24 protein-coding genes are annotated in these 26,136 nt (G+C 65.9%); 9 read left to right on the plus strand and 15 right to left on the minus strand.

Going from position 1 to position 26,136, the window contains the following annotated elements:
* Nucleotides 1-11 precede the first annotated feature (11 nt).
* Genes AC1DYS_RS17740 through AC1DYS_RS17755 form a run of 4 tightly spaced genes read right to left on the minus strand, consistent with a single transcriptional unit; the run spans nucleotide 12 to nucleotide 3,696 of the window.
* The gene (locus tag AC1DYS_RS17740) at nucleotides 12-965 is read right to left on the minus strand and encodes a tripartite tricarboxylate transporter substrate binding protein (RefSeq protein ID WP_477901468.1); all 954 of its coding nucleotides are present in this window, start codon (nucleotides 963-965) and stop codon (nucleotides 12-14) included.
* Nucleotides 966-1,010: 45 nt separating this feature from the next.
* Entirely contained in the window at nucleotides 1,011-2,414 is a 1,404-nt protein-coding gene (locus AC1DYS_RS17745) for a TRAP transporter large permease (protein ID WP_477901470.1), read from the minus strand.
* Nucleotides 2,411-2,992: a TRAP transporter small permease gene (locus AC1DYS_RS17750; protein WP_477901472.1), complete on the minus strand. Its 582-nt coding sequence runs from the start codon at nucleotides 2,990-2,992 to the stop codon at nucleotides 2,411-2,413. The genes AC1DYS_RS17745 and AC1DYS_RS17750 overlap by 4 nt, the downstream gene beginning before the upstream one ends.
* Nucleotides 2,989-3,696 carry a FadR/GntR family transcriptional regulator gene (locus AC1DYS_RS17755; protein ID WP_477901474.1) on the minus strand — a complete coding sequence of 236 codons (708 nt, stop codon included), beginning with the start codon at nucleotides 3,694-3,696 and terminating at the stop codon, nucleotides 2,989-2,991. Before AC1DYS_RS17755 ends, AC1DYS_RS17750 begins: the two co-directional genes overlap by 4 nt.
* Nucleotides 3,697-3,889: 193 nt before the next feature.
* On the opposite strand from AC1DYS_RS17755, the gene AC1DYS_RS17760 reads away from it, so the two are divergent.
* Complete coding sequence (locus tag AC1DYS_RS17760; protein ID WP_477901476.1) at nucleotides 3,890-4,657, plus strand: SDR family oxidoreductase; 768 nt, start codon at nucleotides 3,890-3,892, stop codon at nucleotides 4,655-4,657.
* Between the two features lie 22 nt (nucleotides 4,658-4,679).
* On the plus strand, nucleotides 4,680-5,543 hold the full coding sequence (locus AC1DYS_RS17765) for a fumarylacetoacetate hydrolase family protein (protein ID WP_477901478.1): 864 nt from the start codon (nucleotides 4,680-4,682) through the stop codon (nucleotides 5,541-5,543).
* Nucleotides 5,544-5,615: 72 nt separating this feature from the next.
* Here AC1DYS_RS17765 and AC1DYS_RS17770 read toward each other — a convergent pair whose 3' ends face one another.
* From AC1DYS_RS17770 to AC1DYS_RS17790, 5 genes are all read right to left on the minus strand, one after another.
* On the minus strand, nucleotides 5,616-6,056 hold the full coding sequence (locus AC1DYS_RS17770; protein ID WP_477901480.1) for a hypothetical protein: 441 nt from the start codon (nucleotides 6,054-6,056) through the stop codon (nucleotides 5,616-5,618).
* A gap of 63 nt (nucleotides 6,057-6,119) precedes the next feature.
* Complete coding sequence (locus tag AC1DYS_RS17775; RefSeq protein ID WP_477901482.1) at nucleotides 6,120-8,084, minus strand: tetratricopeptide repeat protein; 1,965 nt, start codon at nucleotides 8,082-8,084, stop codon at nucleotides 6,120-6,122.
* Between the two features lie 120 nt (nucleotides 8,085-8,204).
* Nucleotides 8,205-8,474 (minus strand): hypothetical protein, encoded by a 270-nt coding sequence (locus AC1DYS_RS17780; protein WP_477901484.1) that lies wholly within the window; start codon nucleotides 8,472-8,474, stop codon nucleotides 8,205-8,207.
* Between the two features lie 68 nt (nucleotides 8,475-8,542).
* Nucleotides 8,543-9,187 carry a DsbA family protein gene (locus AC1DYS_RS17785; protein WP_477901486.1) on the minus strand — a complete coding sequence of 215 codons (645 nt, stop codon included), beginning with the start codon at nucleotides 9,185-9,187 and terminating at the stop codon, nucleotides 8,543-8,545.
* Nucleotides 9,188-9,191: 4 nt separating this feature from the next.
* A complete protein-coding gene (locus AC1DYS_RS17790; protein WP_477901488.1) occupies nucleotides 9,192-9,833 on the minus strand; it encodes an NAD(P)-dependent oxidoreductase in 642 nt (213 codons plus the stop codon).
* 99 nt (nucleotides 9,834-9,932) lie between these two features.
* Between AC1DYS_RS17790 and AC1DYS_RS17795 the strand changes: the two genes are divergently transcribed.
* Nucleotides 9,933-10,835 carry a LysR family transcriptional regulator gene (locus AC1DYS_RS17795; protein WP_477901490.1) on the plus strand — a complete coding sequence of 301 codons (903 nt, stop codon included), beginning with the start codon at nucleotides 9,933-9,935 and terminating at the stop codon, nucleotides 10,833-10,835.
* Between the two features lie 13 nt (nucleotides 10,836-10,848).
* On the opposite strand, the gene AC1DYS_RS17800 is transcribed toward AC1DYS_RS17795, so the two are convergent.
* From AC1DYS_RS17800 to dinB, 6 genes are all read right to left on the minus strand, one after another.
* Nucleotides 10,849-12,000: an alpha-hydroxy acid oxidase gene (locus AC1DYS_RS17800; protein ID WP_477901492.1), complete on the minus strand. Its 1,152-nt coding sequence runs from the start codon at nucleotides 11,998-12,000 to the stop codon at nucleotides 10,849-10,851.
* 74 nt (nucleotides 12,001-12,074) lie between these two features.
* Entirely contained in the window at nucleotides 12,075-12,998 is a 924-nt protein-coding gene (locus AC1DYS_RS17805; protein ID WP_477901494.1) for a LysR substrate-binding domain-containing protein, read from the minus strand.
* 49 nt (nucleotides 12,999-13,047) lie between these two features.
* Nucleotides 13,048-13,749 (minus strand): cupredoxin domain-containing protein, encoded by a 702-nt coding sequence (locus tag AC1DYS_RS17810; protein WP_477901496.1) that lies wholly within the window; start codon nucleotides 13,747-13,749, stop codon nucleotides 13,048-13,050.
* A 29-nt stretch (nucleotides 13,750-13,778) separates the two neighbouring features.
* Nucleotides 13,779-14,231: a group I truncated hemoglobin gene (locus AC1DYS_RS17815; RefSeq protein ID WP_477901498.1), complete on the minus strand. Its 453-nt coding sequence runs from the start codon at nucleotides 14,229-14,231 to the stop codon at nucleotides 13,779-13,781.
* Between the two features lie 16 nt (nucleotides 14,232-14,247).
* Nucleotides 14,248-15,234, minus strand: a complete 987-nt coding sequence (locus AC1DYS_RS17820) for a DUF3034 family protein (protein ID WP_477901500.1) — start codon at nucleotides 15,232-15,234, stop codon at nucleotides 14,248-14,250.
* A gap of 125 nt (nucleotides 15,235-15,359) precedes the next feature.
* On the minus strand, nucleotides 15,360-16,601 hold the full coding sequence (gene dinB / locus AC1DYS_RS17825) for a DNA polymerase IV (RefSeq protein ID WP_477901502.1): 1,242 nt from the start codon (nucleotides 16,599-16,601) through the stop codon (nucleotides 15,360-15,362).
* A 552-nt stretch (nucleotides 16,602-17,153) separates the two neighbouring features.
* On the opposite strand from dinB, the gene AC1DYS_RS17830 reads away from it, so the two are divergent.
* From AC1DYS_RS17830 to senA, 6 genes are all read left to right on the plus strand, one after another.
* Nucleotides 17,154-17,759, plus strand: a complete 606-nt coding sequence (locus tag AC1DYS_RS17830; protein ID WP_477901504.1) for an SCO family protein — start codon at nucleotides 17,154-17,156, stop codon at nucleotides 17,757-17,759.
* A complete protein-coding gene (locus tag AC1DYS_RS17835; protein ID WP_477901506.1) occupies nucleotides 17,756-22,936 on the plus strand; it encodes an AbfB domain-containing protein in 5,181 nt (1,726 codons plus the stop codon). The genes AC1DYS_RS17830 and AC1DYS_RS17835 overlap by 4 nt, the downstream gene beginning before the upstream one ends.
* 79 nt (nucleotides 22,937-23,015) lie before the next feature.
* Nucleotides 23,016-23,762 (plus strand): type I methionyl aminopeptidase, encoded by a 747-nt coding sequence (gene map / locus AC1DYS_RS17840; RefSeq protein WP_477901508.1) that lies wholly within the window; start codon nucleotides 23,016-23,018, stop codon nucleotides 23,760-23,762.
* 6 nt (nucleotides 23,763-23,768) lie between these two features.
* Entirely contained in the window at nucleotides 23,769-24,179 is a 411-nt protein-coding gene (locus AC1DYS_RS17845) for a GFA family protein (protein ID WP_477901510.1), read from the plus strand.
* Nucleotides 24,176-24,883 (plus strand): CTP synthase C-terminal region-related (seleno)protein, encoded by a 708-nt coding sequence (locus tag AC1DYS_RS17850; protein ID WP_477901512.1) that lies wholly within the window; start codon nucleotides 24,176-24,178, stop codon nucleotides 24,881-24,883. The genes AC1DYS_RS17845 and AC1DYS_RS17850 overlap by 4 nt, the downstream gene beginning before the upstream one ends.
* A gap of 22 nt (nucleotides 24,884-24,905) precedes the next feature.
* Nucleotides 24,906-26,135, plus strand: coding sequence for a selenoneine synthase SenA (senA, locus tag AC1DYS_RS17855; protein ID WP_477901514.1), 1,230 nt, complete (start codon nucleotides 24,906-24,908; stop codon nucleotides 26,133-26,135).
* The last annotated feature ends 1 nt before the right edge of the window (nucleotide 26,136 follow it).

The following is a 26,136-nucleotide window of genomic DNA, read 5'->3' on the forward strand; positions in this document are numbered from 1 at the left end:
CGTGTGTCGGCTCAGTTCTTCAGACCAAGCTTGGGGATGAGGGTCTTGAAGGTCTCGTTGTCGCGCGCCATCACGGCGCGAAAGGCGTCGTCGTCGGCATAGGCATAACCGAGTGCCAGCTTGTCCATGGCCTCGTGCATGGCGGGCTCTTGCATGGTCTTCTGCGTGGCGGTCTTCAGGATGTCGACCACGTCTTTCGGCGTGTTCTTGGGCACGCCCAGGCCGCGCCAGGTGCCCACGCTCAGGTCGATGCCACGCTCCTTCAGCGTGGGTACTTTCTCGAAACCTTTCTGGCGCTGGTCGGCCATCACCGCCAGCATCTTCAGCTTGCCGGTGGCCACGTGGGGTGCCACCTCGGCGGGGCTCACGGCCACCGCATCGATGTGGCCGCCGAGCAGGCTCAGCACCGCGGGGTTCGCGCCGGGGTAGGGGATGTGGCTGAACTTCGCGCCGGTGCAGTCTTCGAGCGCGGCGGCTGCCAGGTGCCAGATCGAGCCGTTGCCCGAGTTGCCCATCTTGGTTTCGCCGTTGGCTTTCTTGGCCGCGGCGATGAACTCCTCGATGGTGTTCCACGGTGCATCGGCCTTCACGGTGATGGCGGCGGGGTCGGCGTTCATACGCGCGATGGGCGTGAACTCTTCGTGGCTGAACTTCTGCAGACCCAGGTGGGGCAGGGTAGTGAGCTCCACCGTCATCAGCGCGAGCTTGTAGCCATCGGGCTTGCTGTTCAGCACATCGCTCCAGCCGATCACGCCGCTGGCGCCCGGCCGGTTGTAGACCACGATGGGTTGCGCGAAGTGCTTGCGCGCGACGTCGGCGAATGCGCGCGCCAACGCGTCGGTGCCGCCGCCGGCGTTGTAGGGCACGACCAGTTCAACCGGGTGGTTCGGATAGTCGGCCGCGTGGGCTGGCAGCGCGGCGAACGCGCCCAGCAGGCTGGCGGTGAGGAGGAGGCGACGGTTCATGAGAGTTCTTTCAGGAAGCATGAGGAAGGTATGAAGACGATGGACTCAGCCGAGCACACGGGGCAGCCACAGCGCGATGGCGGGAACGAAAGTGACCAGCGCCAGCGACAGCAGCAGCGGCACAAGCCACGGCAGGATGGCCATCGTGGTTCGCTCCACCGACAGCTTGGCCACGCGCGCCAGGACGAACAGCACCAGACCCATCGGCGGGTGCAGCAGGCCAATCATCAGGTTGAGCACCATCACCAGTCCGAAGTGGATGGGGTCGATCCCGAGATGGCGAACGATGGGCAGCAGGATGGGAACGAGGATGGTGATGGCCGCGGTGGGCTCGAGGAAGCAGCCGACGAAGAGCATCAGCGCATTCGCCAGCAGCAAAAATTTCCACGGTTCATCGGCGAAGGTGAGGATCCACGCGGCGATCATTTCGGTGGTGCGCGTGGCCGTGAGCATCCAGCCAAAGATGGACGCGGCCGCTACGATGAGCAGCACGGTGGAGGTGGTTTCCACCGTGTCCATTGACGCCTTGACGAACAAGCGCCAGTTGATGGTGCGGTACCAGACCACGCCGAGAAAGAGCGACCAGGCGCAGGCGGCGATGGCGCCTTCGGTGGCGGTGAAGAGGCCGGTGGTCATGCCGCCGATCAGCAGCACCGGCGTCATGATGGGCAGCACCGCGTTGAAGCGGAACTTCCAGTCGGCAGACAGCAGCAGTGCCAAGGCGATGGGCACTGCGTACGTCATGTTCGCGCCGGCGCGTGCCACCAACCACAGCGCGAGCGGCAGGCCGACCACCAGCGCGAGTTCGATCAGCGCCTTGCGAACGCGGGCCCACTGCCAGGCGATGTCGCGGCCCCAGCCCTTGCGGTGCGCGAACCAGGCGACGGTGAGCATCATCATCACCGTCATCACGAGGCCGGGTATCAGCCCCGCGAGGAACAGCGCGCCCACCGAGACGTTGGCGAACATGCCGTAAATGACGAAGGGCAGCGAGGGCGGAATGATCGGGCCCAGCGTGGCCGAGGCGGCGGTGACACCGACCGCGAACTCGGCGTCGTAGCCGTGCTCGCGCATGGCCTTGATCTCGATCGTGCCCAGGCCTGCCGCATCGGCGATGGCGGTGCCGCTCATGCCGGCAAAGACCACCGAGCCGACGATGTTCACGTGGCCCAACCCGCCGCGCAGCCAGCCCACCAGTGCCAGCGCGAAGTTGTAGATGCGCGTGGTGATGCCGGCGCAGTTCATCAGGTTGCCGGCGAGGATGAAGAAGGGCACGGCCAACAACGGGAAGCTGTCGATGCCGCCGACCATGCGGTGGATCACCACATAAGGCGGTGGGTTGCCGGTGGCGATGACGTACACCAGCGCCGCACCGGCCATCGCGATGGCGACCGGGATGCCGGCGCCCATCATCGCCAAGAAGAGCAGCTTGAAAGCACCGGCGTTCATGTCGGCTCCTCGGCAAGCTCAGGCTGCTCGAGCACCGAGGCACCTCGCTTCCAGTTGGCGATGGCCACGCCGATGGCGCGCCAGGTCATCAGCACGAAGCCCACGAGCACCGCGCCGTAGACCAGCCCCATCGGCAACTCGACCACGGCCATGCGGCTGCCGCCGATCTTCATGATCAGCTGCCAGGTCATGAACACGCAGGCGGCGAAGAAGCTGATGCGCACCACGTCGACCAGTGTGGACATCCAGCGCATCAGGCCGTGCGGCAACACGCGGTAGAAAAAATCCACCTGGATGTGGTTGTTCTTTCGCACGCCCATCGCGGCGCCGATGAATACCGTGCCAATCAAGAAATAGCGCGCGATCTCTTCCGTCCACGCGGCCGAATCGTTGAGCGCGTAGCGGGTGAAGAATTGGTAGAACACGATGAGGCCGAGCACCCAGAACAGCGCGACGGCAAGCCAGTCTTCGGCGGCGTAGTGCGAGAGGTCGATGGCCTCGTCGTGGATGTCGAATTCGCCCTCGGCGTTCAACACGGGCGCGGCTTCGTCCACCGCGGGTTTTGCAGGCTGGTTCACTGGGTCTCCTCGGGGCGCCAGCTGGAGGCAAAGCGCAGTTCGGCGTTTTTCATGTGTTTGCGCATGGCGTTGCGGGCCGTGCGGCCGTCGCGCGACGTGATGGCATGCAGGATCTCGGCGTGCTCGTCCACTGCCTGGCGCCAGATCTCCTTGCCGGAGAAGTGCGACTCGAACTGCAGGTACAGCGGGCCGCGGCGCGCGTCCCACAACTGGCGGGTGAGCATCACCAACGCGCTGTTGGCGCTGGCTTCGGCGATGAGCAGATGGAAGCGCTGGTCGGCCTCGAGTGTCACTTCGTTGTGCGTCGGCGAGGCGCGCATGTCGTCGAGCGCGCGCTTCATGCCGCCCAGCTGTTCCGGCGTGGCGTGCGTGGCGGCCAGGCTGGCCGATTCTGATTCGACGATCCAGCGCGCCTTGATCAGATCGAAGGGCCCGGGCAACGGCGCGAGCGGGTCGACCGGTGCACTGCGGCGACGCTGCGACACGAACACACCTGCGCCGCCGCGCACCTCGACCACGCCTTCGACCTCGAGCGCAATCAGCGCTTCGCGCACCGACGGCCGGCTCACGCTGAGTTGCGCGGCCAGGTCGCGCTCGGCCGGCAGCCGGGCACCGGTCGGGTACTCACCGCTCCCGATCATCTGCATCAGCTGGTCGGCGATGAGTCGGTAGAGGCGACGGTTGTCGGGGTGCGGCTGGGGCATGAGGCTGAGAGGCAAGGAAAAGGGAGCAACGAAGGGAAGGGCGAACAGCAAGAAAATTGGCCTGACCAATTTATCGTCGCATCCGCAGCGCTCGGCTTCAACAGGGGTTCTTACGACTGGGGTTACTCCCGAGGACCTGTCAAAAAGTGGCCTGACCACTTGATAATGGAGCGTCACTTTCACGGAGTCATCGATGACATCACCCCAAACCGGGCGACTGCAAGGCAAGACGGCCTTGATCACCGCCGCCGGCCAAGGCATCGGCCGCGCCACCGTCGAGGCCTACGTGCGCGAAGGTGCGCGCGTGATCGCTGCCGACATCAATGCCGAACTCTTGGCCCAGCTGGCGCGCGACACCGGCTGCGAGACACGCCTGCTCGACGTGACGAATGCCGATGCGGTGCGCGATGCGGTCGCTGCGATCGGCCCGCTGCATGTGCTGTTCAACGGCGCGGGCTATGTTCACGCCGGCACCATCCTCGACTGCGACGAGGCGGCGTGGGACTTCTCGTTCAACCTCAACGTGCGCTCGATGTACCGGCTCATTCGCGCCGCGCTGCCCGACATGCTGGCGCAGGGCGGAGGCTCCATCATCAACGTGGCCTCGGTGGCCAGCAGCATCAAGGGCGCGCCGAACCGCTTCGTCTACGGCACCACCAAGGCCGCGGTGATCGGCCTGACCAAATCAGTGGCAGCCGACTTCGTGGCGCGCGGCATCCGCTGCAACGCCATCTGCCCCGGCACGGTGGAGTCGCCTTCGCTGCGCCAGCGCATCGAGGCGCAGGCCCAGGCGGCGGGGCAGACGCTGGCGCAGGTCGAGGCCGCGTTCGTGGCGCGCCAGCCCGTGGGTCGGGTGGGTCGCGCAAGCGAGATCGCCGCGCTCGCCGTGTACCTCGGCAGCGACGAATCCGCGTTCACCACCGGCACCACGCAGGTCATCGACGGCGGCTGGTCCAACTGATTTTCTTAACCAAGGTTGACGAATGAAACTGATGCGACATGGCGCCAAGGGCGCCGAGAAACCCGCGCTGGTCGATGCCCAAGGGCGCGTGCGCGACCTGTCCGCCGTGCTGCCCGACATCACTCCGGAGACGCTGACGCCCACCGGCCTGAAGCGCCTGCGTGAGATCGATCCCGCGACCTTGCCGGTCGTCGCTCAGCCCGGCCGCATCGGGCTGCCGTGGCGTGGCATGGGCAAGTTCATCTGCGTCGGCCTGAACTACGCCGACCACGCCGCCGAGTCGGGCGTGCCGGTGCCGCCCGAGCCGGTGCTGTTCATGAAGACGACCAGCGCGCTGATCGGCTGCAATGACCCGGTGGTGTTGCCGCAGGGCTCGCTGAAGAGCGACTGGGAGGTCGAGCTCGGTGTGGTGATCGGCAGCCAGACGCGTTACGTCAGTGAAGCCGATGCACTGAAGCACGTGGCCGGCTACTGCGTGGTGAACGACCTCTCGGAGCGCGAATATCAGCTCGAGCGTGGCGGCACCTGGGACAAGGGCAAGGGCTGCGACACCTTCGGCCCTGTCGGCCCGTGGATGGTCAGCGCCGATGAGGTGCCCGACCCGCAGGCGCTGGGCATGTGGCTCGAGGTCAACGGCAAGCGATTCCAGAACGGCAGCACCTCCACCATGGTGTTCGGTGTGGCCTCGCTCGTGAGCTACATCAGCCGCTTCATGACGCTGTACCCCGGCGACCTGATCAGCACCGGCACGCCACCTGGCGTGGGCCTCGGCCAGAAGCCGCCGCTGTACCTGAAGCCCGGCGACGAGATGCGCTTGAGCATCGAAGGCCTGGGCGAGCAGCGGCAGAAGGTGTTTGCCTGGGACCCGGTGTTGATCGACGGCTGAGCAACGGAACGCGACTGAAACGGCCGCTTCGTACGGCGGCCGGATTAGAAGGCGAGAGGGGAATGGTTGGCGTTAGTCGCCATCACGATCACGCCGAACCCACTCGGCGATTTGTCTGTCGAACTCCTCATACCGCGAGTCGCAGAACAAGCGACAGAGTTGCTCCGTATTCGGCCTGCCGACCATGCTGAACGCGGCCGTTTCTTCAACCATCTTGATCTGGCCAAAGCCGAACAAGCTTTTGCGCGGCGCCGTCCATTCGACGGCGATGAAGTAACTGTCGTTCAGCTTTTCATCGCTCGCAAGAGCGGTGATCCAAAGTTTGCGCTTGTCGGCCTCGTTCTGCAGGATCAACGCCGCCATCGGCCCGTCCTGCGTCTCGTCCCACTGGTTGTTTTGTTCCACCCAAGGGAACGCATCGAAGGCGCGCAGGAAGGCGTTCACATCAGTGGTGCCCTGTTGATCAACTTGCTCGTCGGCATAGCCAACTCTTTGTATAGCCCAGGTCAGCATTTGAGCCTCTGTAAAAGTAACGGGAACCAGGCCTTAGTGTGCAGTGGTGTGCACCCCTCAGCATCAGGGCAGTTGGGCAAGTTTTGACCACACAGTGAGCATTTTTTCAAACTGTGTATCGATAGGCTCTAGGCGATGCAGCACGGCATCCCGGCGCAAGTTTTCCACGATGGGGGCTCCGCCCAGTCGTATCGCTTCGCGGATGGATTGTTCTGCCATGGCAGCGTCACCACTCAAAAATTGGGCATAGCCCAAATTCGCCAATACCGCAGAGCATTCCTCTGGCGCGCAAATGGATCGCGCCTTTTGCAAGTCGGTCACTGCGCGGGCCAGCAAATGTGCCGGACTTTGGGCCTTTTGCGGCCATTGCTTTGACTGCACCATCCGTGCATCAGCGGCGTTACTTAGAGCTCGGGCCACCAAGGCGCTAATTTCAGCGTCTTCATCAGTGGCGAAACGCTCCGCTAAGACATCGTTAATTCGTCTTTCTTCTTGCAGGTCACCTGCAAAGCCAGAACCTGCGGCCATATTGTTGAGGCTCAGGGCTAGCACTTTGCGCACGCCAGGCGCGGTGTCATCATCAAATCTGGCATAAACCAACTGGTAAATGGGTGCTGCTTCTGCATACTTTTCTTGCAAGGTCAGTTGCTGAGCCTTGTTGTAGAGCTTGGCGGCCACCAACTCGCGCAACTGTGGATCAGGGTCGGCACAAAAAATTCTTGCGGCGCGGTCGTAGTTCGCCAATACGCTGCGCGCATCGGCGAATTCTTTGACACTGACGCCTTGGTTGAAGAAAGCAAATGCCACCTGCTCACGCATGCCATGCGCAAGGTCTGTGCGGTAACGCTGAACCACCCGCTCATACACATCGATGGCATGCCCATAGCGTTTCAGCCTGTGCAGCATGGCCCCCATATTCACCATGCCTTGCAGCACAATTTCTTGCACGTCGGCATCATCCTGGTAGTCCAGCGCTTTACTCAGTAACGCGTAGCTGGCAACAGAAGCTTCCAGTTGATCCCGCGCAGCCAGTGCTACGCCTATGTTGAACACAGACTGCATCGCCACCAAACGTAGCGGTGCGTGGCGGCTGGTGCCGTAGCGGGTGTACACCGTGTCGTACAGCGCCATAGCCGCATCGGTGCGCCCCAGGTCCGCCAAGCTGATGGCCTTGCCATACAAGGCCCTACCAACCTCTGCCAATACCGGCGCCGCTGTGTCAGCCGCAAAACGCTGCACTACGAAGTCGTAGGTGTGCAGTGCTTGAGCGGTTTCGCCTAAACGTTGCAGGCCGATGGCCTTGTTCACTTGGGCTTGCGCTACCCTTTTGCGCAGCAGCGGCGACGGTGCGCTTCCATAACGCGCTTTTATTTGGTCACACACGGCAATGGCGGCTGGCACATCTGTACGCGCAAGCAACACGGCACTATTTACCAGCGCCACCGCTACGCTGGCTTGCAGGGACGACTCAGTCTCTGTACCAAAGCGGGCGTCAATGAGCTTGTAGGCCTCAAGAGCAGCTGCTGTGTTGCCCGAATTTTTCCAACTGATGCCGGTGTTAAACAACGCATCGGCCAGCTTTTTCTTCAGCACCAGCTCCTGGCGTTGGCCGTATTGACGGTCGATCAGCGCATACACCGCGCGCTCGGATTCAAGTTGTTGCTGTTGGCCCAGGTCGTAGCCTTTATTGATCAACGCTTTGAGCACTACCACCAGCACATTGGGGGCGGCGTCTTGGCCAAACCGTTCGTATACCTGGTCGTAGGCTACCGGAGACTGAACCACATCACCGCTGCGTGACAGATGGAGGGCTCTGTTAAACATGCCCTGCGCCACTTGCTCACGCACCACTGGATCGGGGCTTTTGCCAAAGCGGGCATACACCAGCTCTGGCACTGGCACATCGGAATACGAGTTTGCAGCGTCGCTGGTGTAGGCCAAGTTGACGGTTTGGCCATGGGCCATACAAGCGGCCAGCAACCACCCGACCAATACCTCCACCGACAGCGCCAGAAGTTTGCAATGCATGTCCGCAGTGTAGGGAGCGGCGCACCTTGCAGAGACGGGCATCCCACACCTCGTCTTCTTGAGCAGTGCGGATGAAATTCGCACGCGGCAGGCGGCCTGAACCTCGGCACTGGATATGGCTCAACGCCCCAGCGAACTCAACCAGTCGCAGCGCAACCGGCCCGACTTGTGCAGCCTGCGGCGCAGGGCCACGTACAGGCTCGGCGCCATGAAGAGCAGCAGGCAACTCAGCGCCAGGCTGGGCCACCGGAGAATCAGTGCGGCCGGTTCGCCCATCCAGCCGAGTACCCACGCCGTGAGAACGCTGTCCCAGGCGTGGTATTCGATGGGGCGCTCGGGCTTGTGGGCGACGTGCCAGAGCTTGATGGCCTGAAGCTGCTGCAGGGTCATGCGTTGCTCCCGATGGATTGGGACACGCCGTCAGCCTAGAACGAAAAAGCCCTCAGCTCAAATGCAGCTCAGCCGAGTGTGGCCAATTGCCGCGCGAGCGACTTGTCGTTGAACATCCACTGCCCGGGCAGCAGCCGCAAGCCCTTCTCGCTGGGCCACACCAGGGTCGGCACGCCCTGCACGCCGATGGACTTCATGATCTTGTGAGCCCGGCCCATGCGCTTGTCGGTGGCGTGCGGCAGCGTCGGGTCGGCCATGCGCGCCATCCAGGTCTCGGCGTCGTCGCCCAACGAGGCGGCGAGGGCCTGGGCGATCACATCGGGGTCGCTGATGTCGCGCCCGGCGACGAAGCGCTCGCGTTGCAGCGCGTGCAGGCCGTCGAGCTCGCGCAGCACGTTCCACTTCGAGACAGCGGTCAGTGCGTACGTGGCAGGACCGCTGTCGAACGGCATCTCGGGGTTGCCCAGCACCTTGCGTCGGTAGATGTCGCTGAAGCGCTGGCCGCTCATGCTGGCGATGCGTGCGTCGGTGTGCTCGATGTGCTGCGCCATCGCGGCGTCGATGCGCTTGTCCGGGGCCCCACCGAAGAGACCGGTGGGTACCGGCTCGACGATGCACCCGTTCAGGTCGGCGAGGCCATGGATGGCCGGCATGGCGCCGTAGCACCAGCCGCACATCGGGTCGTAGAGAAAAATAAGATGGTCAATCGCCATCCGGTCAGTATGCGACAGTGAAGCGCTTCCGGATGTGGCGGGGCGTCTCGATTTCATCGGCGATGGCAACGGCCAGGTCGGCCACCGAGATCTTGGCGGGGTGGTCGCCGTCCATCAGCAAATCGTCGGCACCGATGCGGAATTTGCCGGTGCGCGGGCCCGGCTCCAGCAGCGCGGCGGGGGACAGGAAGGTCCAGTCCAGCGTGGTGTCCTTGCGGATGATGTTCAGCGCTTCGCGGGCAGCCAGCGCGCCTTGCTTCCACTCGGCCGGGAACTGGGGTGTGTCCACACCCTGCACGCCAGGTGCAACGTACAGGCTGCCGGCACCGCCGACCACCAGCACGCGCTTCACGCCGCTGCGGCGCACGCCGTCGAGGATGGCCTGGGTGCCTTGCAGGAAGATGTCGTGGATCTTCGGTTCCGTCCAGCCCGGGTTGTAGGAGTCGACCACGGCGTCCACGCCTTCGACGGCCTGGGCCACCAGGGCGGCGTCGAGCGCGTCGGCCTCAACCACCTTGAGCTTGGCGTGGCCGGTGTACTTGCCCGGGTTGCGGGCCAGTGCCGTGACCTCGTGGCCGCGTTGCAGCAGCTCTTGCAGAACCGCCGAACCAACGAAACCCGTGCCACCGATGAGTGCGATCTTCATGTCCAACTCCAGTCAAATTGCGATGGAGTGACGATATGAGCTTCACAATCGCGGCGGAAGTCTGTCAAATCGAACAAGTTTGTTTAGCAGGGCTTCACGGTGGACGATCTTAAGCGCATGGCGGTTTTCGCCTCGGTGGTGCAGCACGGCTCCATGAGTTCGGCGGCGCGGTCCATGGGCATGAGCACCTCGGCCGTCAGCCAGCAGGTGCGGCAGCTGGAGCAGGCAAGCGGCGTCACGCTGCTGCACCGCTCGACCCGCAAGCTCACGCCCACCGATGCCGGCGCGCGCTTCGCCGAGCATTGCATCGCGATGGTCAGCGCGGCTCAGCAGGCCAAGCAGCAGCTGGTGCTGGCGCACGATGCGCCCAGCGGCGAGCTGCGCATATCGGCGCCGGTCGGTTTTGCGCGCCACGTGGCGCCGGCGCTGGCACCGCTGCTGGCGGCCTACCCCGAACTCAAGCTGCGTCTGCTCGTCGACGACGCGATGATCGACCTGATCGACGCCCGCATCGACCTCGCGCTGCGCGCCGGCCGGCTGGCCGATTCATCGTGGGCTGCCAAGCGCCTGTGCAGCTTCGAGTGGGTGCTCTGCGCCTCGCCCGACTACCTGCGCCGCCACGGCACGCCGGTGGCGCCGGCCGACCTGCTGGCGCACCAGTGGATGGTGGGTTCGCGTGAAGGCTCCGCCCTGCACTTGCAGCTCGAAGGACCGAGCGGCGAGCAAGAAAACCTGCGCCTCGAAGCGCGCATCGCGACCAACAACCAGCTGACGCTCGAGCAGATGTGCGCCGCCGGCCTGGGCCTGGCCGTGGTGACCCATCCCGACGTGCACGGCGCCCTGCGCGCCGGCCAGCTGGTGCGCGTGCTGCCCAACTGGCGCCTGCCCGAGATTCCGGTCTGGGCCGTCACGCCGCAACGCGAAAACCAGCCCGCCAAGGTGCGGCACGCGATCGCCGCGCTGCAAAGCTATTTGACTGCCGCGCCGGGAGTGCTGGTGTGAACAGGCCCTGGCATCAGACCGGAAACGTGCCGGGCAGCAGGATGTTCCTGTCGACGGTGCGGATGTCGGTGTGCCCGCAGAAGGCCATCGTGATGTCGAGTTCCTTGGCGATGATCTCCAGGCTTCTCGTCACGCCGGCTTCGCCCATCGCGCCCAGGCCATAGAGGAACGAGCGGCCGATCAACGTGCCCTTGGCGCCCAGGGCCACGGCCTTGAGCACGTCTTGGCCTGAGCGGATGCCGCCGTCCATCCACACCTCGATGCGCGAGCCCACTTCGGAGACGATGGCGGGCAGCGCCGAGATCGACGAGGGCGCGCCGTCGAGCTGGCGGCCGCCATGGTTCGAGACGACCATCGCGTCGGCGCCGCTGTCAGCGGCCAGGCGGGCGTCTTCGGGGTCCATGATGCCTTTCAAGATCAGCTTGCCGCCCCAGCGTTTCTTGATCCACTCGACGTCGTTCCAGTCGAGCTTCGGGTCGAACTGCTCGCGCGTCCAGGTGCTCAGCGAACTCATGTCGCTCACGCCCTTGGCGTGGCCGACGAGGTTGCCGAAGCTGTGGCGTTTGGTGCCGGCCATGCCCAGGCACCAGCGCGGCTTGGTCATCAGGTTGAGGATGTTGACGAGCGTCGGCTTCGGCGGTGCCGTCAGGCCGTTCTTGAGGTCCTTGTGGCGCTGGCCGAGCACCTGCAGGTCGAGCGTCAGCATCAGCGCCGAAACACCTGCGGCCTTGGCGCGGTCCATCAGGCGGTCCATGAAGTCGCGGTCGCGCATCCAGTAGAGCTGGAACCAGAACGGCGCCTTGGTGTGGGCGCGAATGTCTTCGATCGAGCAGATGCTCATCGTCGACAGCGTGAACGGCACTCCGAACTTCTCGGCCGCGCGCGCCGCGAGGATCTCGCCGTCGGCGTGCTGCATGCCGGTGAGCCCGGTCGGCGCGATGGCCACCGGCATCGCCGTCGACTGCCCTGCCATCTCGGTGCGCAAGGTGCGGCCTTCCATGTTCACCGCCACGCGCTGGCGCAGTTTGATGGACTGGAAGTCGCTCTCGTTGGCGCGGTAGGTGCCTTCCGTCCACGAGCCAGAGTCGGCGTAGTCGTAGAACATGCGCGGCACGCGCTTTTCGGCCAGCACGCGCAGGTCTTCGATGTTGGTGATCACGGGCATTGGGAGTCTCCGGGTGTTCTCGTTCGGCCGCGGCGATGCTACGGGCGACCGCGCCTCGCTGCGCGGAAAGATTTTCAGGCCCGGCGCGAAAGCGCTTCCGAGACGGCCAGCAGCCCGTCGCGGGCCACCCGCGCACTGATCTCGGCCAACCAGGCCACGAAGGCCTCGGCGGCCTCGTCGGCGGCGTGCGGCAGCACGTGGTAATGGGTGGCGGGTGGCACGCTCAGGTCGAACAACGGCTGCAGCACGCCATAGCCGATCCAGCGCCGCGCCAGGCTCGGGCGCATCAGGCCCACGCCCTGGCCGCTCACCGTGGCCTCCAGCGTGAGCCCGAGGTCGATGAAGCGGGGGCCTTGGGCGGGCTCGGGCCAGTCCAGCCCGGCGGCGCGCCACCAGGGTGTCCAGGGTTCGATCGGCGTGCGCAGCAGCGGGGCGTGGGCCAGGTCGGCCGGCTCGCGCAGCGGCGGCAGGCGGGCCAGCAACGCCGGCGCTGCCATGGGCAGCACCACGTCGCGCATCAGCGGTGTGCCGAGCGCGGTGTCGACGTCGCCATGGCGTACTTCCACGTCAGCCTCGGTGCCCGAGACGTCGAGGAAGGGAATCGACAGCACCACCTCGAGCTCCACCTCGGGATGGGCGTGCGTGAACGATTCGAGTTGCGGCACCAGCACCTCGCGCGCGAAGGTGGGCGGCGCGCTGACGCGCAGGCGGCGCGCCTGCTGCTGCGCACGCTGGTGTTGCGGCATGGCGGCCAGCAGGGCCAGGGCGGCGCTGACCTGCGTCAGGTATTCCTTGCCCACGGGCGTGAGCGTGAGCGTGCGTGCGGCGCGGTTGAGCAGGGGGGTGCCCAGCAGGTCTTCGACCGTGGCCACGCGCTTGCTCACCGCGCTGGCGGTGACGTGAAGAGCTTCGGCGGCGCGCTCGAAGCTGCCCAGGCGGGCGGCGGCTTCGAATGCGCGCAGGCCGTCGATCGACGGCAGGCGCAGGGGCGATGACATGGCGGGACTCTACGTCAGCGCCACGCCCTCTAGGGTTGCCGCGCGAGGCTCAGCCGCGGCGTCGACGTGGCACGAAGTTGAGCTGCGTGCTCGTCTTGACGGGACTCGCGCTCACCTGCACTGGCACGGGCGTCTGGTCTTGCAGCTGGTCGGGGTGCCACAGCGTGAGCTGGCCAGCGCCGTCGGGCACGCCCTCGATGCTGGCCACGCCATTGGCGTCGGTCTTGGCGAACCAGGGCGTGTCGGCGACGTAGACCTGCCCGCGCATGGAGCCGTGGATGTGGCAGCCCAGCGCGATGGGGCCGGCTTGGTCGACCTTCACCTCACCGGTCGAGGTGCCCGAGCCTTTTTTCTTGGGTGCCGGCGCGTTGCCGTACGGGTCGGTGCCGCCGGGTGAACTGGAGGGCGCCGCATCGAGCCGCATCTCGAAGCTCTTGGCCGCGGGGATGCTGCCCAGCGGGCCGCTGGGTCCCGAGCGCACGTGGTGGTCGTAGTCGTCTTTATTGACGAAGCGCAGCGTGCTGCCGACGGGCACCACCGTCAAAAAGGGAACGAAGCGAGAGCCCTCTTGCGTGATGACCACGGGGCTGGCGGTCGGCGTGGGCTTGGCCTTTGCAGCGGGCTCCAGCAGCACCACGACATCCGGTGCCGGCTTGCCGTCCTTGTCGAGCACCGTGAGTTGCACGGTGCCGGCTTGTGCGAAGCCCGTGCCGGCGGCGAGCGCCAGAAGCGCGAGGGTGTGTTTGATCATGTTGGACTCGTGGGTTTGATCTGGGCGACTCAAGGCGTGTTGATGATGTCGCGGTGCATGGGCGCGAGCTTGGAGAGCAGCTTGTTCTGCGCGGTGAACGGAATGCCTTGCGCATCCATGCTCTGCTGCAGCACCTCGACCAATGCGTTGAAGTTGCTCTTGGTGATGTCCATGCCGGAATGGGCCTTCTTCATGTCGGGGCCCTTGCGCTTGCAGGGACCGCCCGAGACCTCGCAGAACTGCGTGACCAGTTCGTCCTTGACGTGCTGGTGGTCAACGTCCTTGAAGAACGGGCCCATGCGCGAGTCGGCGAGCAGCCGGGTCATGAAGTCGTCCATCAGCTTGGTGAGGCCGGGTTGGGCGCCGAGTTGCTGGTACAGGGTGTCGTCGCGTGCGGCGGCGGTTTGCGCCTGAGCGGTGCCTGCCAGGAGCGCGGTGCCGAGCAACAGGGCACGGCCGAGGTGGGAGAGGGTGCGTGTCATGGTCGAAGCTCCTCGATCAGAAAGCGATCTGCGCAGAGAGATAAAAGCCGGTCTGGCGTTTGTCGACCACGCCGGGAACGATCTTCCCGAGGTCGACATAGGCAGCAGTGAGCGAGAAGGTCTTGCACGGCGCCCACGCGACGAACACGTCGGCCCAGTCGTCTTCTTTCAGCGCACCGGCACCGAGCACGGTGTTGTCCTTGAAGTTGTCGGGCTTGGCGCGGTACTCCACACCGGCCACCCAGTTCTTGCTGAAGAGGTAGGCGAGGCTGAATTCGGGCATCAGCTTGTAGCTCGTGTGATCGGTGGCGCCGAAGCCGAGCAGGCCGTTCTGGTTGGCCTTGGTCGCGCGCAAAGTGCCGTTGACCAGAATGCCTTGCGCGAGGAAGAGCTTGGTCGCGCTCAGGTAGAGGTCGGTGCCGCTGTCCTTGGTGCCGAAGAGCTGCAGCACGCTCTGGTTGCCCAGCGCCGCGAGCGAATCGCCCAGGCGGCCGGGGCGGGCCTTTTTGTATTCGAGGCCGAGGGCCACTTGCGGCATCCAGGTGTCGCTGTCGAGCACCGCATCGCCGGCCACTCGAACCTTCAGGCCGACGATGTCCTGCTTGAGGTGAAGGCCGTTGAAGCCGGGGTCGCCGAGAAATGCGGCCAAGGCTCCACCGACCGGGCCGGTGTCGAAGTCTTGTTTGGCGAGCGATACCTCGACGCGATCACCCCAGCTTGCAGCCACGCCGTAGCCGGTGAGGCCGAAGTCTTGAGTCTTCACGCGGGTGACGAAGCCCGAGCCGCCGAACTCGGTGCCCGTGCCATAGCCGCCGGTCACGGCCCAGGGCGTCAAGCCGCCGCCGGCCGCGCCGTCGATGCTGCTGACCCCGCCGGTGAGCAGCAGCTTGCCGCTGTGGGTGCTGGCGCTCGGGGGTGTGCTCTGAGCCAGCGCAGGTGCGCAGGCCATGGCCAGAGGAAGCAGGCCGCACGCAAGTGCGATGCGGCTGGGTTTGAACGGCATGGGCTCTCTCCTCGCTGGGTGTGATGAAGGAACTACGTTCATCTTCATCACTTGGATGCGTTTTATCCGGAGGGCCCGTTCAGACGGGCCGGGCGAACGTGCAAAGTTGGCAACAGCGGCGGCAATCAGCCCTGGCGAGGCAGCGGTGGGAGCTCGTCGAACAAGGGCATCGGTGCATCATGGTAAGCAGGCACTGGCTCCTGCGCCATGGGCACCGCACCGGTGGTGTGGCGCGGGTCCAGCAGGTCGGAGAGCTTGGCCAAGCTACCCGCACGCACACCGAGCAGGCGCAGCCGGCGCGTCAAGTCCACGCGCTTCAAGCATTCGCCGGCAGCACGGCGGATGGTGTGCGCGTCCATCGTGTGAGCGGGCAGCGTCAGGTCGCGCGTGACGATCTTGAAGTCGTCGAAGCGCAGCTTGATGCCGATGGTCTTGCTCGCGTAGCCCTTGCGCGTGAGGTCGCCTGCAAGCTCGATGCACAGCTCGGTGAAGATCGGCGTGAGCGTGTTGCGGTCGCGCACGGCATGCAGGTCGCGCTCGAAGGTGGTTTCGCGGCTGATCGACTTGGGCTCGCTGTAGGTGACGACCGGTCGCTCGTCACGGCCATGCGCGGCCTCGTGCATCCAGGCGCCGTAGCTCTTGCCGAAGTTGGCGACCAGGAAGGCCGGGTCGGCGGCGGCCAGGTCCCCGATGGTGTGGATGTTCAGGGCAGTGAGCTTCTCGGTGGCCTTGGGACCGATGCCGTTGATCTTCTTCGCGGCCAGCGGCCAGATGCGTGAGGGAATCTCGTCGTACGACAGCAGCGTGAGGCCGTTCGGCTTGTCGAGCTCGGAGCAGAGCTTGGAGAGCAGCTTGTTCGGCGTCACGCCCACCGAGCAGGTGAGGCCGGTGGCTTGGTGAACAGCGTCCTTCAGCGCCTGCCCTGCGGCGCGGCCCTGGTCGTGCTGCGCGCCGGGGATCTCGGTGAGGTCGATGTAGATCTCGTCAACGCCGCGGTCTTCGACGATGGGCGCGATGCTGCGCACGGCGGCCTTAAAGAGGCGTGAGTACTTGCGGTACTCGTCGAAGTCGACCGGCAGCAGCACGGCCTCGGGCGCCAGCACGGCGGCCTTCATCATGCCCATCGCCGAGTTGACGCCGAACGCCCGCGCCTCGTACGTGGCCGTGGTGATGACGCCGCGGCCGGTGTAGTTGCGCAAGCGTGCGTAGCGCCGCGTGCCGTCGGGCAACAACACCGGCCGGCTGTCTCGCCCGCCGCCGATGACCACGGGCTGGCCTCTCAGGTCGGGATAGCGCAGCAACTCGACGGACGCATAGAACGCGTCCATGTCGAGGTGGGCAATCAGGCGCTGAAGAGGCGGGGGCATGGGGTGGGCGGAAAGCTGTATTTTCATACAGCATCGAGCGCGGCGCCACTAGGGCGGCCGAAATTCGGCGGCCCTGTTCTCTGATGAATCCCCCTGTTTGCGGAGGTGACATTCGCGTGGTGCCCGCATAAGGTAACGAATCGTTTTTTTGCGCCGGGGACGGCTTCTTGAATGAGACCTTCTCTGGTGGCGGCGCTGAGCGCCGATTTTTTTGTGTGGGCCGCGCGGGCGAGCGCTGCGCCTGCACGACCGACCAACGCCATCGCGGCCGCATCGCGACGGATGCGCGTCATGGTGCGGACCCGAAAGACAGCCGGCAATTGGCCTGAACGCTGTCAATTGCAAGGTCCAAAGCACGCCCACTTCGCAAATCGCCACCGGGTAAGAGAACGATCACTTGACCATCATGCAAGTCTGGCGACGCTTGCCTACATTCGTGTGCCTGTACCCGAAGCAGCCGCCACGAAGTACTCCAATGCAGTTTTCTATTCGCTCGACACCGCCCTACCGGATTCCGACCGACCTGCCATTGCGCCTGCCGCGCTGAGGCTCGTGAGCCGATTTCTGGCGGTGCTGGTCGGCACCGCTTTCCTTGCCCTGAATGCGTGGGCCCAGCCTGCGGTACTCCAGCGAGTCGGCCTGCGCGACCACCGAGGCCTGGCCGTGGACGCGGCCTCATTGAAAGGCCGCCCGGTGTTGATGAACTTCGTCTTCACAGGCTGCTCGGCCACTTGCCCGACGCAAGTGCACGAACTGGCCGAACTGCACCGCGCGCTGCCGGGCGACGTGCGTGCAGCCGTGCGGTTCCTGTCGATCACCGTCGACCCTTGGCACGACACACCGCAGACGCTGGCGGAGTTCGCACAGCGCATGGGTGCCGACTTGCCGGGTTGGCGCTTCGCCACCGGGGCACCGCCGCAGGTGGAGGCATTGCTCGCGCGCATGCAGGCGTTCGATACGCGTCGTAGCCAGCCGCGACCTGAGGACCATCGAACGTCTCTCTACCTCTTCGACGCCAGCGGTGCGCTGGTGCAGCGATTCGCCGGCGTGCCGGTCGACCGGCCGCGCCTGGCCGCTGAACTGAACCGCCTGGCGCGTGAGCCGCGCGGCCATGGCCCTGTGAACACCAACAAAAAACCCAACGAGAACAAGACATGAAACCCATCGTGCAGAACGGCAGCCCCTCATTCAGCAGGAGATGGACGACACGCCTCGCGATGGCAGCTGCTTTGGCGTCACTCGCCAGCTGCGGGGGCGGTGGCAGCAGCGATACCGATGTGGCGAACACCGACGACGGGACGCGCGAGCACGCGCAAGCCACGTCGATGCGCGACGAGTTGTCGGTGGTGCTGCCGCAGACGAACGACCCGCTCTTTCAGAACCTCACGATACCGGTGGATGCCGCCACCAAGGGCCTGTGGTCGACCACGAAGGCGTGGCCGATGAACGGCCTGCATGCCGTGCTGCTGCCCGACGGCAAGGTCCTCACCTACGGCACGCCGAAGAACACGCCTGCCACGCAGGATGGCCGCACCTTCGACCTGTGGACGCCGTCGCTCGGTTTCGACGACGCCAGCCATGCGACCAGCTACGACGCCGCGCGCGTCAACAGTTTCTGCAACAGCGCGGCCTGGCTCAGCGATGGCCGGCTGATGCTCACAGGCGGCAATTCGCCGCTGGCCAGCAGCCTCGTCACGGCCTCCACAGGCGGCGCGGTGACAGACACCTCAATGATGGCCGACCAGCGCTGGTACGCCACGATGCTGACCCTGCCCGACGGACGCAACCTCATCGTCGGCGGCATGGACCCGTACCAGGAGGGCATGGTCGACAAACCCGATGCGGCCATTGCTGCCGGCACGGTGTCGATGACGCCTGAGGTCTACACCATCGGCACCGGCTGGCGCAGCCTCACCGGCGCGCGAAGCCGCGAAGCCTTCGGGCCCGACTACCTCCGGGCCTCCTACCCGCGTGCCTGGGTGGCCCCGAACGGGCGGGTGTTCGGCATCTCCGCCGAGACCATGTGGTCACTGGACCCGACTGCCAACGATGGCGCCGGTGCGGTCACCGTGCTCGGCGCGTTCAAGGGCCCGGCCAACAAGGTGATGCCGGTCAACGTCGGCGCCACCAGTACGGCCGTGATGTACGCGCCGGGCAAGGTGTTGCAGGTCGGCGGCAATGGCTACTTCAACGGCGACGGGTTGCCGGCAAGCAACCTGGCCACGGTTGTCGACATCAACGGAGCCGCACCGGTGGTCACCGAGACGGCGCCGATGAGCTACGCGCGCCGCTACGGCAATTCGGTGGTGCTGCCGAACGGCCAGGTACTTGTCACCGGAGGCACCGCCCTGGGCAACAACGCCGGCAACGACGCCGTCTACGCCGCAGAAATCTGGGACCCGGCTTCCGGTGCCTGGACCGTCGGTGCCAGCGCGGCACAAGTCCGCGTGTACCACTCGGCCACGCTGCTGCTGCCGAACGGGACCGTGCTGTCGACCGGAGGCGGGGCGCCCGGACCGGTGAACAACATGAACGCCGAGGTCTATTACCCGCCGTACCTCTTCAAGAACATCGACGGCGTGGCGCAGCTTGCGCCGCGCCCGGCGATGTCGTCGATCAGCGCGCTCAGCTTCAGCCATGCCGGCTCCGTGCAGATCCGGATGACCGACGCGTCGCCTGTCACGCGCTTGGTGTTGCTGGCGAACGGCACGGTCACGCATTCGTTCAACACCACGCAGCGCTTTCAGGAACTGAGCTTCACGCAAGACGGTGATCTGCTCGCAGCCACGATGCCGGCCAGCGCCAGCCTGGCGCCGCCGGGCTACTACCAGATCATTGCGCTGAATGCCGACGGCGTGCCATCGCGTTCGGTGATCGTGGGCCTGGGCCTCACCGGCAATCTGCCGCTGTCCCAGACCGACCTGCCGCGCAACCAGGCGCTGGTTTTCGAGAGCGTCAACGCGACGGGCCAGGCCATCGCCACCGACAGCGACGGATCGGGCGTGCTCGCTGCGGTGCCGAACACCGCCGCAGCACCCGCTGCGGTGCAGTTCTGGGTGCGCAACGGGCTGGCGGATGCCAACTGCGTGTCGCTCGAATCGATCGCCTCCACCGGCCAATGGCTGCGCAGGCAGGGTTTGAAGGTGGCGCTTGGCAGCAGTGACAGCAGCGCGGCATTCCGCAGCGATGCGACCTTCTGCCCCGAGGCCGGCCAGTCGGGCCTGGGGGTGACCCTTCGTTCCAAGGCGCGCAGCGATCTGGTGCTGCGCCACCGCGGTGCCGAGCTGTCGCTCGAAGCCGTCGCCGACGACGCGGTGTTCAGAGCCGATGCCAGCTTCGCGCCACGCGCGACCCTGCCACGCGGCGCGGTGCTCGAGTTGGGCAGCGTGGCGACGAGCGGCTCGGCAATTTCCGTCGACGCGGCGAATCTCGCAGTGCTCGCTGCACTCGGCAGTCCACCCACAGCCGCGGCGCTGGCTCCGGCTGGCTACGTCGCCCGCAATGGCTTGGCCGACGCGTCGTGCGTCTCGCTCGAGTCCGTGGCTGCGCCCGGCAAGTGGCTGCGCCATGCCGGCTACCGCCTTCAGCTGAGCGCCTACGCGGCCACCGGCGTGTTCCTCAACGACGCCACGTTCTGCCCCGAGCCGGGTGTGTCCGGCAGCGGCGTCTCGCTGCGGTCAAAGAACTTCCCGGCCCGCGTGATGCACCACCGCGACGGCCAGATCTGGATCGACACCCAGGCCAGCGACACCGCGTTCACCACGAGCGCCAGCTTCCTCTCGCAGCAGCTCTCGCCGGCCACAGCACTGCCTGTGCTCGGCCCGGTTGCGGCGCTGCCGGTGAACATCGGCAACTCGGCCAGCTGGACCCCTGGGCTCGACGCCTCCGGGCTCGAGTTCAGCTGGGACTACGGCGACGGCAGCAGCTCGCCCTACTCGGTCAGCAGCTCCGCCACGCATGCGTATGCGAACCCGGGCCTCTACCTGGTGACGCTGACGGTGCGCAACGCCGCCGGCCAGAGCAGCACGAAGAGCTTCATGCAGGCGATCTACCGCAGCGCGACGGCCAATCCTTCGAGGGCTTCATCGGCGATGCTGATCGAGCCACGCAATGGGGCGTCTGCACGGCTGTGGGTCGTGAACCCGGACAACGATTCGGTCAGCGTCTTCGACACCGGCACCAATGCACGCGTTGCCGAGATCGCCACCGGCAGTGCGCCACGCACGCTCGCGCTTACGCCCGACGGCAGCGTGTGGGTGGTGAACCGCGATGGGGCTTCCATTTCGATCATCAACGGCAGCACGCTCGCGGTCACGCGTACTGTTGCGCTGCCGCGTGCCTCGCAGCCCTACGGCATCGTCTTCGCGGCGGCCGGCACGGCTTATGTGAGCCTCGAGGCCGCGGGCCGATTGCTGGCGCTCGACGGCAGCACTGCCGCCACGCTGGCCACACTCAACGTCGGCACCAGCCCCCGCCACCTGTCGGTGAGCGGCGATTCGAAGCGAGTGCTGGTGTCGCGCTTCGTGACGCCACCCTTGCCAGGCGAGGGCACGGCCGCAGTGCAGCCCACGATCGACGGCGTGCAATACGGCGGCGAGGTCGTGGTCGTCGATGCCACCAGCATGGCGGTGAGCTCATTGGTCGTGCTGCGCCACAGCGGCAAGACCGACACCGAAATCTCCGGCGGCGGCGTGCCGAACTACCTGGGTGCGGCCGTGATCTCGCCGGACGGTCGGTCCGCCTGGCTTCCATCGAAGCAAGACAACGTGATGCGTGGCTTGCTGCGCAACGGCCTGAGCCTGGACTTCCAGAACACCGTGCGCGCCATCAGCTCGCGCATCGATCTGGGCACGCTGAGCGAGGACTACCCCTCGCGCATCGACCACGACAACGCCGGCGTCGCCAGCGCTGCAGCCTTCGATGCCACGGGCGCCTATCTGTTCGTCGCGCTCGAGACCTCGCGCCAGGTGGCGGTGGTCGATGCGATCGGCGGCAAGGAACTGTTCCGCATCGAAGCCGGTCTCGCGCCGCAGGGCGTGGTGGTGTCGGCCGACAACACGCGGCTGTACGTGCACAACTTCCTCGGGCGCAGTGTCAGCGTCGTCGACATCTCTGCACTCACCACGCGCGGCGAATTCGCAAGCACGCTGCTCGCGACAGTCGCTAGCATCGGCACCGAAAAGCTGGGCGCCACGGTCCTGCTGGGCAAGCAGCTGTTCTACGACGCTCGCGATGCACGCCTGGCGCGTGACTCGTACATGAGCTGTGCCAGCTGCCACCACGACGGTGCCCACGACGGCCGCACCTGGGACATCGGCGCCCAGGGCGAAGGCCTGCGCAACACCATCAGCCTGCGCGGGCGCGCGGGCATTGGCCACGGGCGGCTGCATTGGAGCGGCAACTTTGACGAGGTTCAAGACTTCGAAGGCCAGATCCGGAGCTTGGCCGGCGGCACCGGCCTGATGAGCGACGCCGCGTTCGCTACCGGCACGCGCAACCAGCCGCTGGGCAACGCCAAGGCGGGCGTGAGCACCGACCTGGACGTGCTCGCGGCCTATGTGAATTCGCTGTCGGTGATGCCGCAGAGCGCGCAGCGCAGCAGCACTGGCGCGTTGACGGCCGATGCCGTTGCCGGCCGCGCGGTGTTCGCGAAGCAGAACTGCGCGAGCTGCCATGGCGGTACCAACTTTGCGACCAGCGGCCTGCTGCTGGCCGACGTGGGCACCATCAAACCCACCAGCGGCAAGCGCCTGGGCGAGGTGCTCCCGGGCATCGACGTGCCGACGCTGCGCGATGTCGCGCTGACCGGGCCCTATCTGCACGACGGCTCGGCCGCGGCTCTCGGCGCCGCAGTGACGGCACATCGCGGCATGGCGATTGGCGATGCAGACCTGGGCAACCTGGTCACCTATCTCGGGCAGATTGGCAGCGAAGAGACGGTCGCTCCAGCCGCATTGCCGGTGGGAGCTGTGCAATGCGCGGCCGAAGGGCGCAACTGCACGCTGCCGGCCGGGACGCCGGCGACCGTGTACTACGGCGCCAATGGCAGCCACACCAGCAAGGGCGTGGTGTCGGGCACGATCGCCTGCAACAACGCGAGCTTCGGCGATCCGATCTTTGGTACGGGCAAGTCGTGCAGCTATGTCGCTGCCGTGAAGTGCGCGGCCGAGAACGCCACCTGCACCGTGCCCGCCGGGGCGATGGCCACGGTGCTGTACGGCGCAGGCGGCCGTTACATCGCGCGGACGGTGCCTGGCGGCACGGTGCTCGCATGCAACAACGCGAGCTTCACCGATCCGATTTTCGGGAGCCCCAAGGCCTGCTGGCTGAGATAGCGGGAGGGCGGTAACGACGGGCATGGCGGTCGGGGCACGCAACGGCTAAAGTCTTGCGACACCCTTTCATTCGACCACCATGACCATCGAAAACCAACACGATGTGGACGGCCTCAAGCGCGTCGGCCGCATCGTTTCGCTCGTGCTGCACAAGATGCTGGACGCCCTGGAACCGGGCATGACCACGCGTGAACTCGATGCCATCGGCGCGCGCTTGCTCGAAGAGCATGGCGCCCGGTCGGCACCACAGCTCACCTACGGCTTCCCGGCGGCCACCTGCGTCAGCGTCAACGAAGAAGCGGCACACGGCGTTCCTGGCGATCGTGTGATTCATGCGGGCGACCTGGTCAACGTCGATGTTTCGGCCGAACTCGGCGGCTATTTCGCCGACACCGGCGGCACCCGGGTGGTGCCGCCATCCACGCCGGCGAAGACGCGCCTGTGCCATGCCACGCACGAGGCCTTGAACGCGGCGATGAAGCAGGCCCGCGCCGGCGCGCGGCTCAACGGCATCGGCCGCGCCATCGAGCGCACGGCACGCGCTTACCAGCTCAAGGTGATCGAGAACCTGGCCAGCCATGGCGTGGGCCGCGCGCTGCACGAAGAGCCGGGGCAGATTCCCGGCTACTACGACGCACGCGACACGCGGGTGCTGCGCGAAGGCATGGTCATCACCATCGAGCCTTTCCTGTCGACCAAGAGCCGTTTCGTCGAAGAGACCGGTGACGGCTGGACGCTGGCTGGTGTGCCCGGGAACCTCTCGGCGCAGTACGAGCACACGATGATCATCACGCGCGGCGCGCCCATCGTGGTCACCGTGCATTGAGTTCCCATGTACACGGGCAACTGCCTTTGCGGCGGCATCCGGTTCAGCATCGACGGTGAGCTGGCACCGATCCAGCTCTGTCATTGCTCGCAGTGCCGCAAAGCGCAAGGCACGCCGTTCGCAGCCAACATGCCCATCGCCCGCTCGGCCTTCCGCCTCGACAGCGGTGCCGAGTTGATCAAAGAGTTCGAGTCGACTCCCGGCAAGAAGCGCGCGTTCTGCAGCCGCTGCGGCTCGCCGGTCTACAGCCGCCGCGATGCGACTCCGGATGCGTTGCGAATTCGCGCGGGGCTGATCAATGAGCCGCTGGCCGTGCGGCCTGCCGCACATTTCAATACAGGCTCGAAGGCAAACTGGTGGACGATCGGTGACGATCTGCCTCAGTTTTCCAAAGACTTCATCCCTCAAAAACCATGACCACACGCCGCATCGGCCTGGTGGGCGACTTCAACCCCGCCATCCCCGCACACCAGGCCATCCCGATGGCCCTGCAACTCGCCTCCAACGCTCTGGACGTTGATCTCGACCACGACTGGCTCCCCACCGAAGAGATCACTCACACCAACCGCTTGTCGCGCTACGACGCGCTGTGGTGCGTGCCCGCCACCCCCTATCGCAGCATGGACGGTGCGCTGAGCGCCATCCGCTTCGCGCGCGAGAACAAGCGCCCGTTTCTCGGCACCTGTGGCGGCTTTCAGCACGCGGTGATCGAGTACGCACGCAACGTGCTGGGCTGGGCCGATGCCGACCACGCCGAGACATCCACCGATTCGTTACGGCTGGTGATCACGCCGTTGGCCTGCGCGCTGATCGAGTCGACCGGGGCGGTGCGCTTCGAGCGTGGCTCGCGCATTGCCACCGCCTATGGCGTGAACGAAGCCGGCGAGGGCTACCACTGCAGCTACGGCATCGACGCCGAGTACCAGGCGGAGTTGATGTCAGGGCCGCTTCAGATCACGGCACGCGACGAAGACGAGGAGGTTCGTGCCATCGAGCTCGAAGGCCACCCGTTCTTCGTCGCCACGCTGTTCCAACCCGAGCGCGCAGCACTCCGCGGCCGTCTGCCACCGCTGGTGGCCGCCTTCGTGCGGGCGATCGACAGACAGGCGCGTTCGCGCTGAGCCGGCACATCCGCGAGCAGACATGAGCCAACTTGATTTCGAAGCCCCGCCGATCGAGTCGTCGCAGATGCGGCGCGCGGGCAAGGGCTTGCTCTCGCTGGCGCTGATGGATGCGCGCAACCACACGCTGCGCTGGATGAGCGCGCTCGAAGCGGCGCTCACCGAACCGCCGCTGGCCGTGCCAATGCAGCCGGAGCTGAACCCGCCGCTGTGGTCGCTGGGCCACCTGGGGTGGTTCCAAGAATACTGGATCTCGCGCAACCTGCAGCGCCATCGCGGCGAGCATGCCGACGCAAGCTCGGTACGCCTGGCGTCCATCGACCCATTTGCCGACGAGTGGTACGACCCGACGCTGGCGCCCCACGGCGCCCGTTGGCAGTTGCCGCTGCCACACGCCCAGGCYACGCGACAGTACCTGGCCGACACGCTCGAGACCACGCTCGAATTGCTGGAACACGCCGGCGAAGAAGACGACGCGCTGTACTTCTATCGCCTGGCGCTGTTTCGCGAAGACATGCAATGTGAGGCCTTCGCCGAGATGTCGCAGACGCTGGGTTTCGACGCCAAGCTGCTGCCTGCGTTGGGCACGATGGCGCCGCGCGAGCCGCTCATGTTCCCGGCTTCGCGCTTCAGCCTTGGCAGCCCGCCCGAAGGGTTCGCGTTCGACAACGAGCGCGCAGCCAACGAGCACAGCGTGCCCGAGTTCGAGATCGACGCGCAGCCGGTCACCTGGGCTCAGTACTGCGAGTTCGTTGAAGACGGCGGCTACGACGAGTCGCGTTTCTGGTCTGCCGAAGGCTGGGATTGGGTGCAGCAGGAAGGCCGCCGCACGCCGCGCCATGTGGACCAGATGCGCCAGAGCGTGCTGCTGCAACGCTTCGGCAAGCTCACGCGCGTGCCCATGAGCCAGTCGGCCATGCACGTGAGCTGGTATGAAGCCGATGCCTGGTGCCGCTGGGCCGGGCGGCGTTTGCCGACCGAACTAGAGTGGGAGGCGGCAGCGCATGCCGGCGTCTCACGCGGCTTTCGCTTCGGCTCGGTGTGGGAGTGGATGGCCAGCGGTTTCAGGCCGTACGCCGGCTTCGTGCCGGGGCCGGACCGCAGCTATTCCATGCCGTCGTTCGGCACGCACAAGGTCTTGCGAGGCGCTTCATTCGCCACGCGCGAGCGCATGCGCAACCCCAAGTTCCGGCGCTTTCTGCTGCCGCAGCGGGATGATGTGTTCAGCGGCTTTCGCAGCTGCGGGTTATAGA

The organism is Rhizobacter sp. P2_G4 (genome assembly GCF_056403575.1).

Excerpts from the sequence above, each read along its gene's own strand:
- AC1DYS_RS17740 (WP_477901468.1), bottom strand. The coding sequence starts at position 965 with ATGAACCGTCGCCTCCTCCTCACCGCCAGCCTGCTGGGCGCGTTCGCC.
- AC1DYS_RS17745 (WP_477901470.1), bottom strand. The coding sequence starts at position 2,414 with ATGAACGCCGGTGCTTTCAAGCTGCTCTTCTTGGCGATGATGGGCGCC.
- AC1DYS_RS17755 (WP_477901474.1), bottom strand. The coding sequence starts at position 3,696 with ATGCCCCAGCCGCACCCCGACAACCGTCGCCTCTACCGACTCATCGCC.
- AC1DYS_RS17760 (WP_477901476.1), top strand. The coding sequence starts at position 3,890 with ATGACATCACCCCAAACCGGGCGACTGCAAGGCAAGACGGCCTTGATC.
- AC1DYS_RS17765 (WP_477901478.1), top strand. The coding sequence starts at position 4,680 with ATGAAACTGATGCGACATGGCGCCAAGGGCGCCGAGAAACCCGCGCTG.
- AC1DYS_RS17770 (WP_477901480.1), bottom strand. The coding sequence starts at position 6,056 with ATGCTGACCTGGGCTATACAAAGAGTTGGCTATGCCGACGAGCAAGTT.
- AC1DYS_RS17775 (WP_477901482.1), bottom strand. The coding sequence starts at position 8,084 with ATGCATTGCAAACTTCTGGCGCTGTCGGTGGAGGTATTGGTCGGGTGG.
- AC1DYS_RS17780 (WP_477901484.1), bottom strand. The coding sequence starts at position 8,474 with ATGACCCTGCAGCAGCTTCAGGCCATCAAGCTCTGGCACGTCGCCCAC.
- AC1DYS_RS17785 (WP_477901486.1), bottom strand. The coding sequence starts at position 9,187 with ATGGCGATTGACCATCTTATTTTTCTCTACGACCCGATGTGCGGCTGG.
- AC1DYS_RS17790 (WP_477901488.1), bottom strand. The coding sequence starts at position 9,833 with ATGAAGATCGCACTCATCGGTGGCACGGGTTTCGTTGGTTCGGCGGTT.
- AC1DYS_RS17800 (WP_477901492.1), bottom strand. The coding sequence starts at position 12,000 with ATGCCCGTGATCACCAACATCGAAGACCTGCGCGTGCTGGCCGAAAAG.
- AC1DYS_RS17805 (WP_477901494.1), bottom strand. The coding sequence starts at position 12,998 with ATGTCATCGCCCCTGCGCCTGCCGTCGATCGACGGCCTGCGCGCATTC.
- AC1DYS_RS17810 (WP_477901496.1), bottom strand. The coding sequence starts at position 13,749 with ATGATCAAACACACCCTCGCGCTTCTGGCGCTCGCCGCCGGCACGGGC.
- AC1DYS_RS17815 (WP_477901498.1), bottom strand. The coding sequence starts at position 14,231 with ATGACACGCACCCTCTCCCACCTCGGCCGTGCCCTGTTGCTCGGCACC.
- AC1DYS_RS17820 (WP_477901500.1), bottom strand. The coding sequence starts at position 15,234 with ATGCCGTTCAAACCCAGCCGCATCGCACTTGCGTGCGGCCTGCTTCCT.
- dinB (WP_477901502.1), bottom strand. The coding sequence starts at position 16,601 with ATGCCCCCGCCTCTTCAGCGCCTGATTGCCCACCTCGACATGGACGCG.
- AC1DYS_RS17835 (WP_477901506.1), top strand. The coding sequence starts at position 17,756 with ATGAAACCCATCGTGCAGAACGGCAGCCCCTCATTCAGCAGGAGATGG.
- map (WP_477901508.1), top strand. The coding sequence starts at position 23,016 with ATGACCATCGAAAACCAACACGATGTGGACGGCCTCAAGCGCGTCGGC.
- AC1DYS_RS17845 (WP_477901510.1), top strand. The coding sequence starts at position 23,769 with ATGTACACGGGCAACTGCCTTTGCGGCGGCATCCGGTTCAGCATCGAC.
- AC1DYS_RS17850 (WP_477901512.1), top strand. The coding sequence starts at position 24,176 with ATGACCACACGCCGCATCGGCCTGGTGGGCGACTTCAACCCCGCCATC.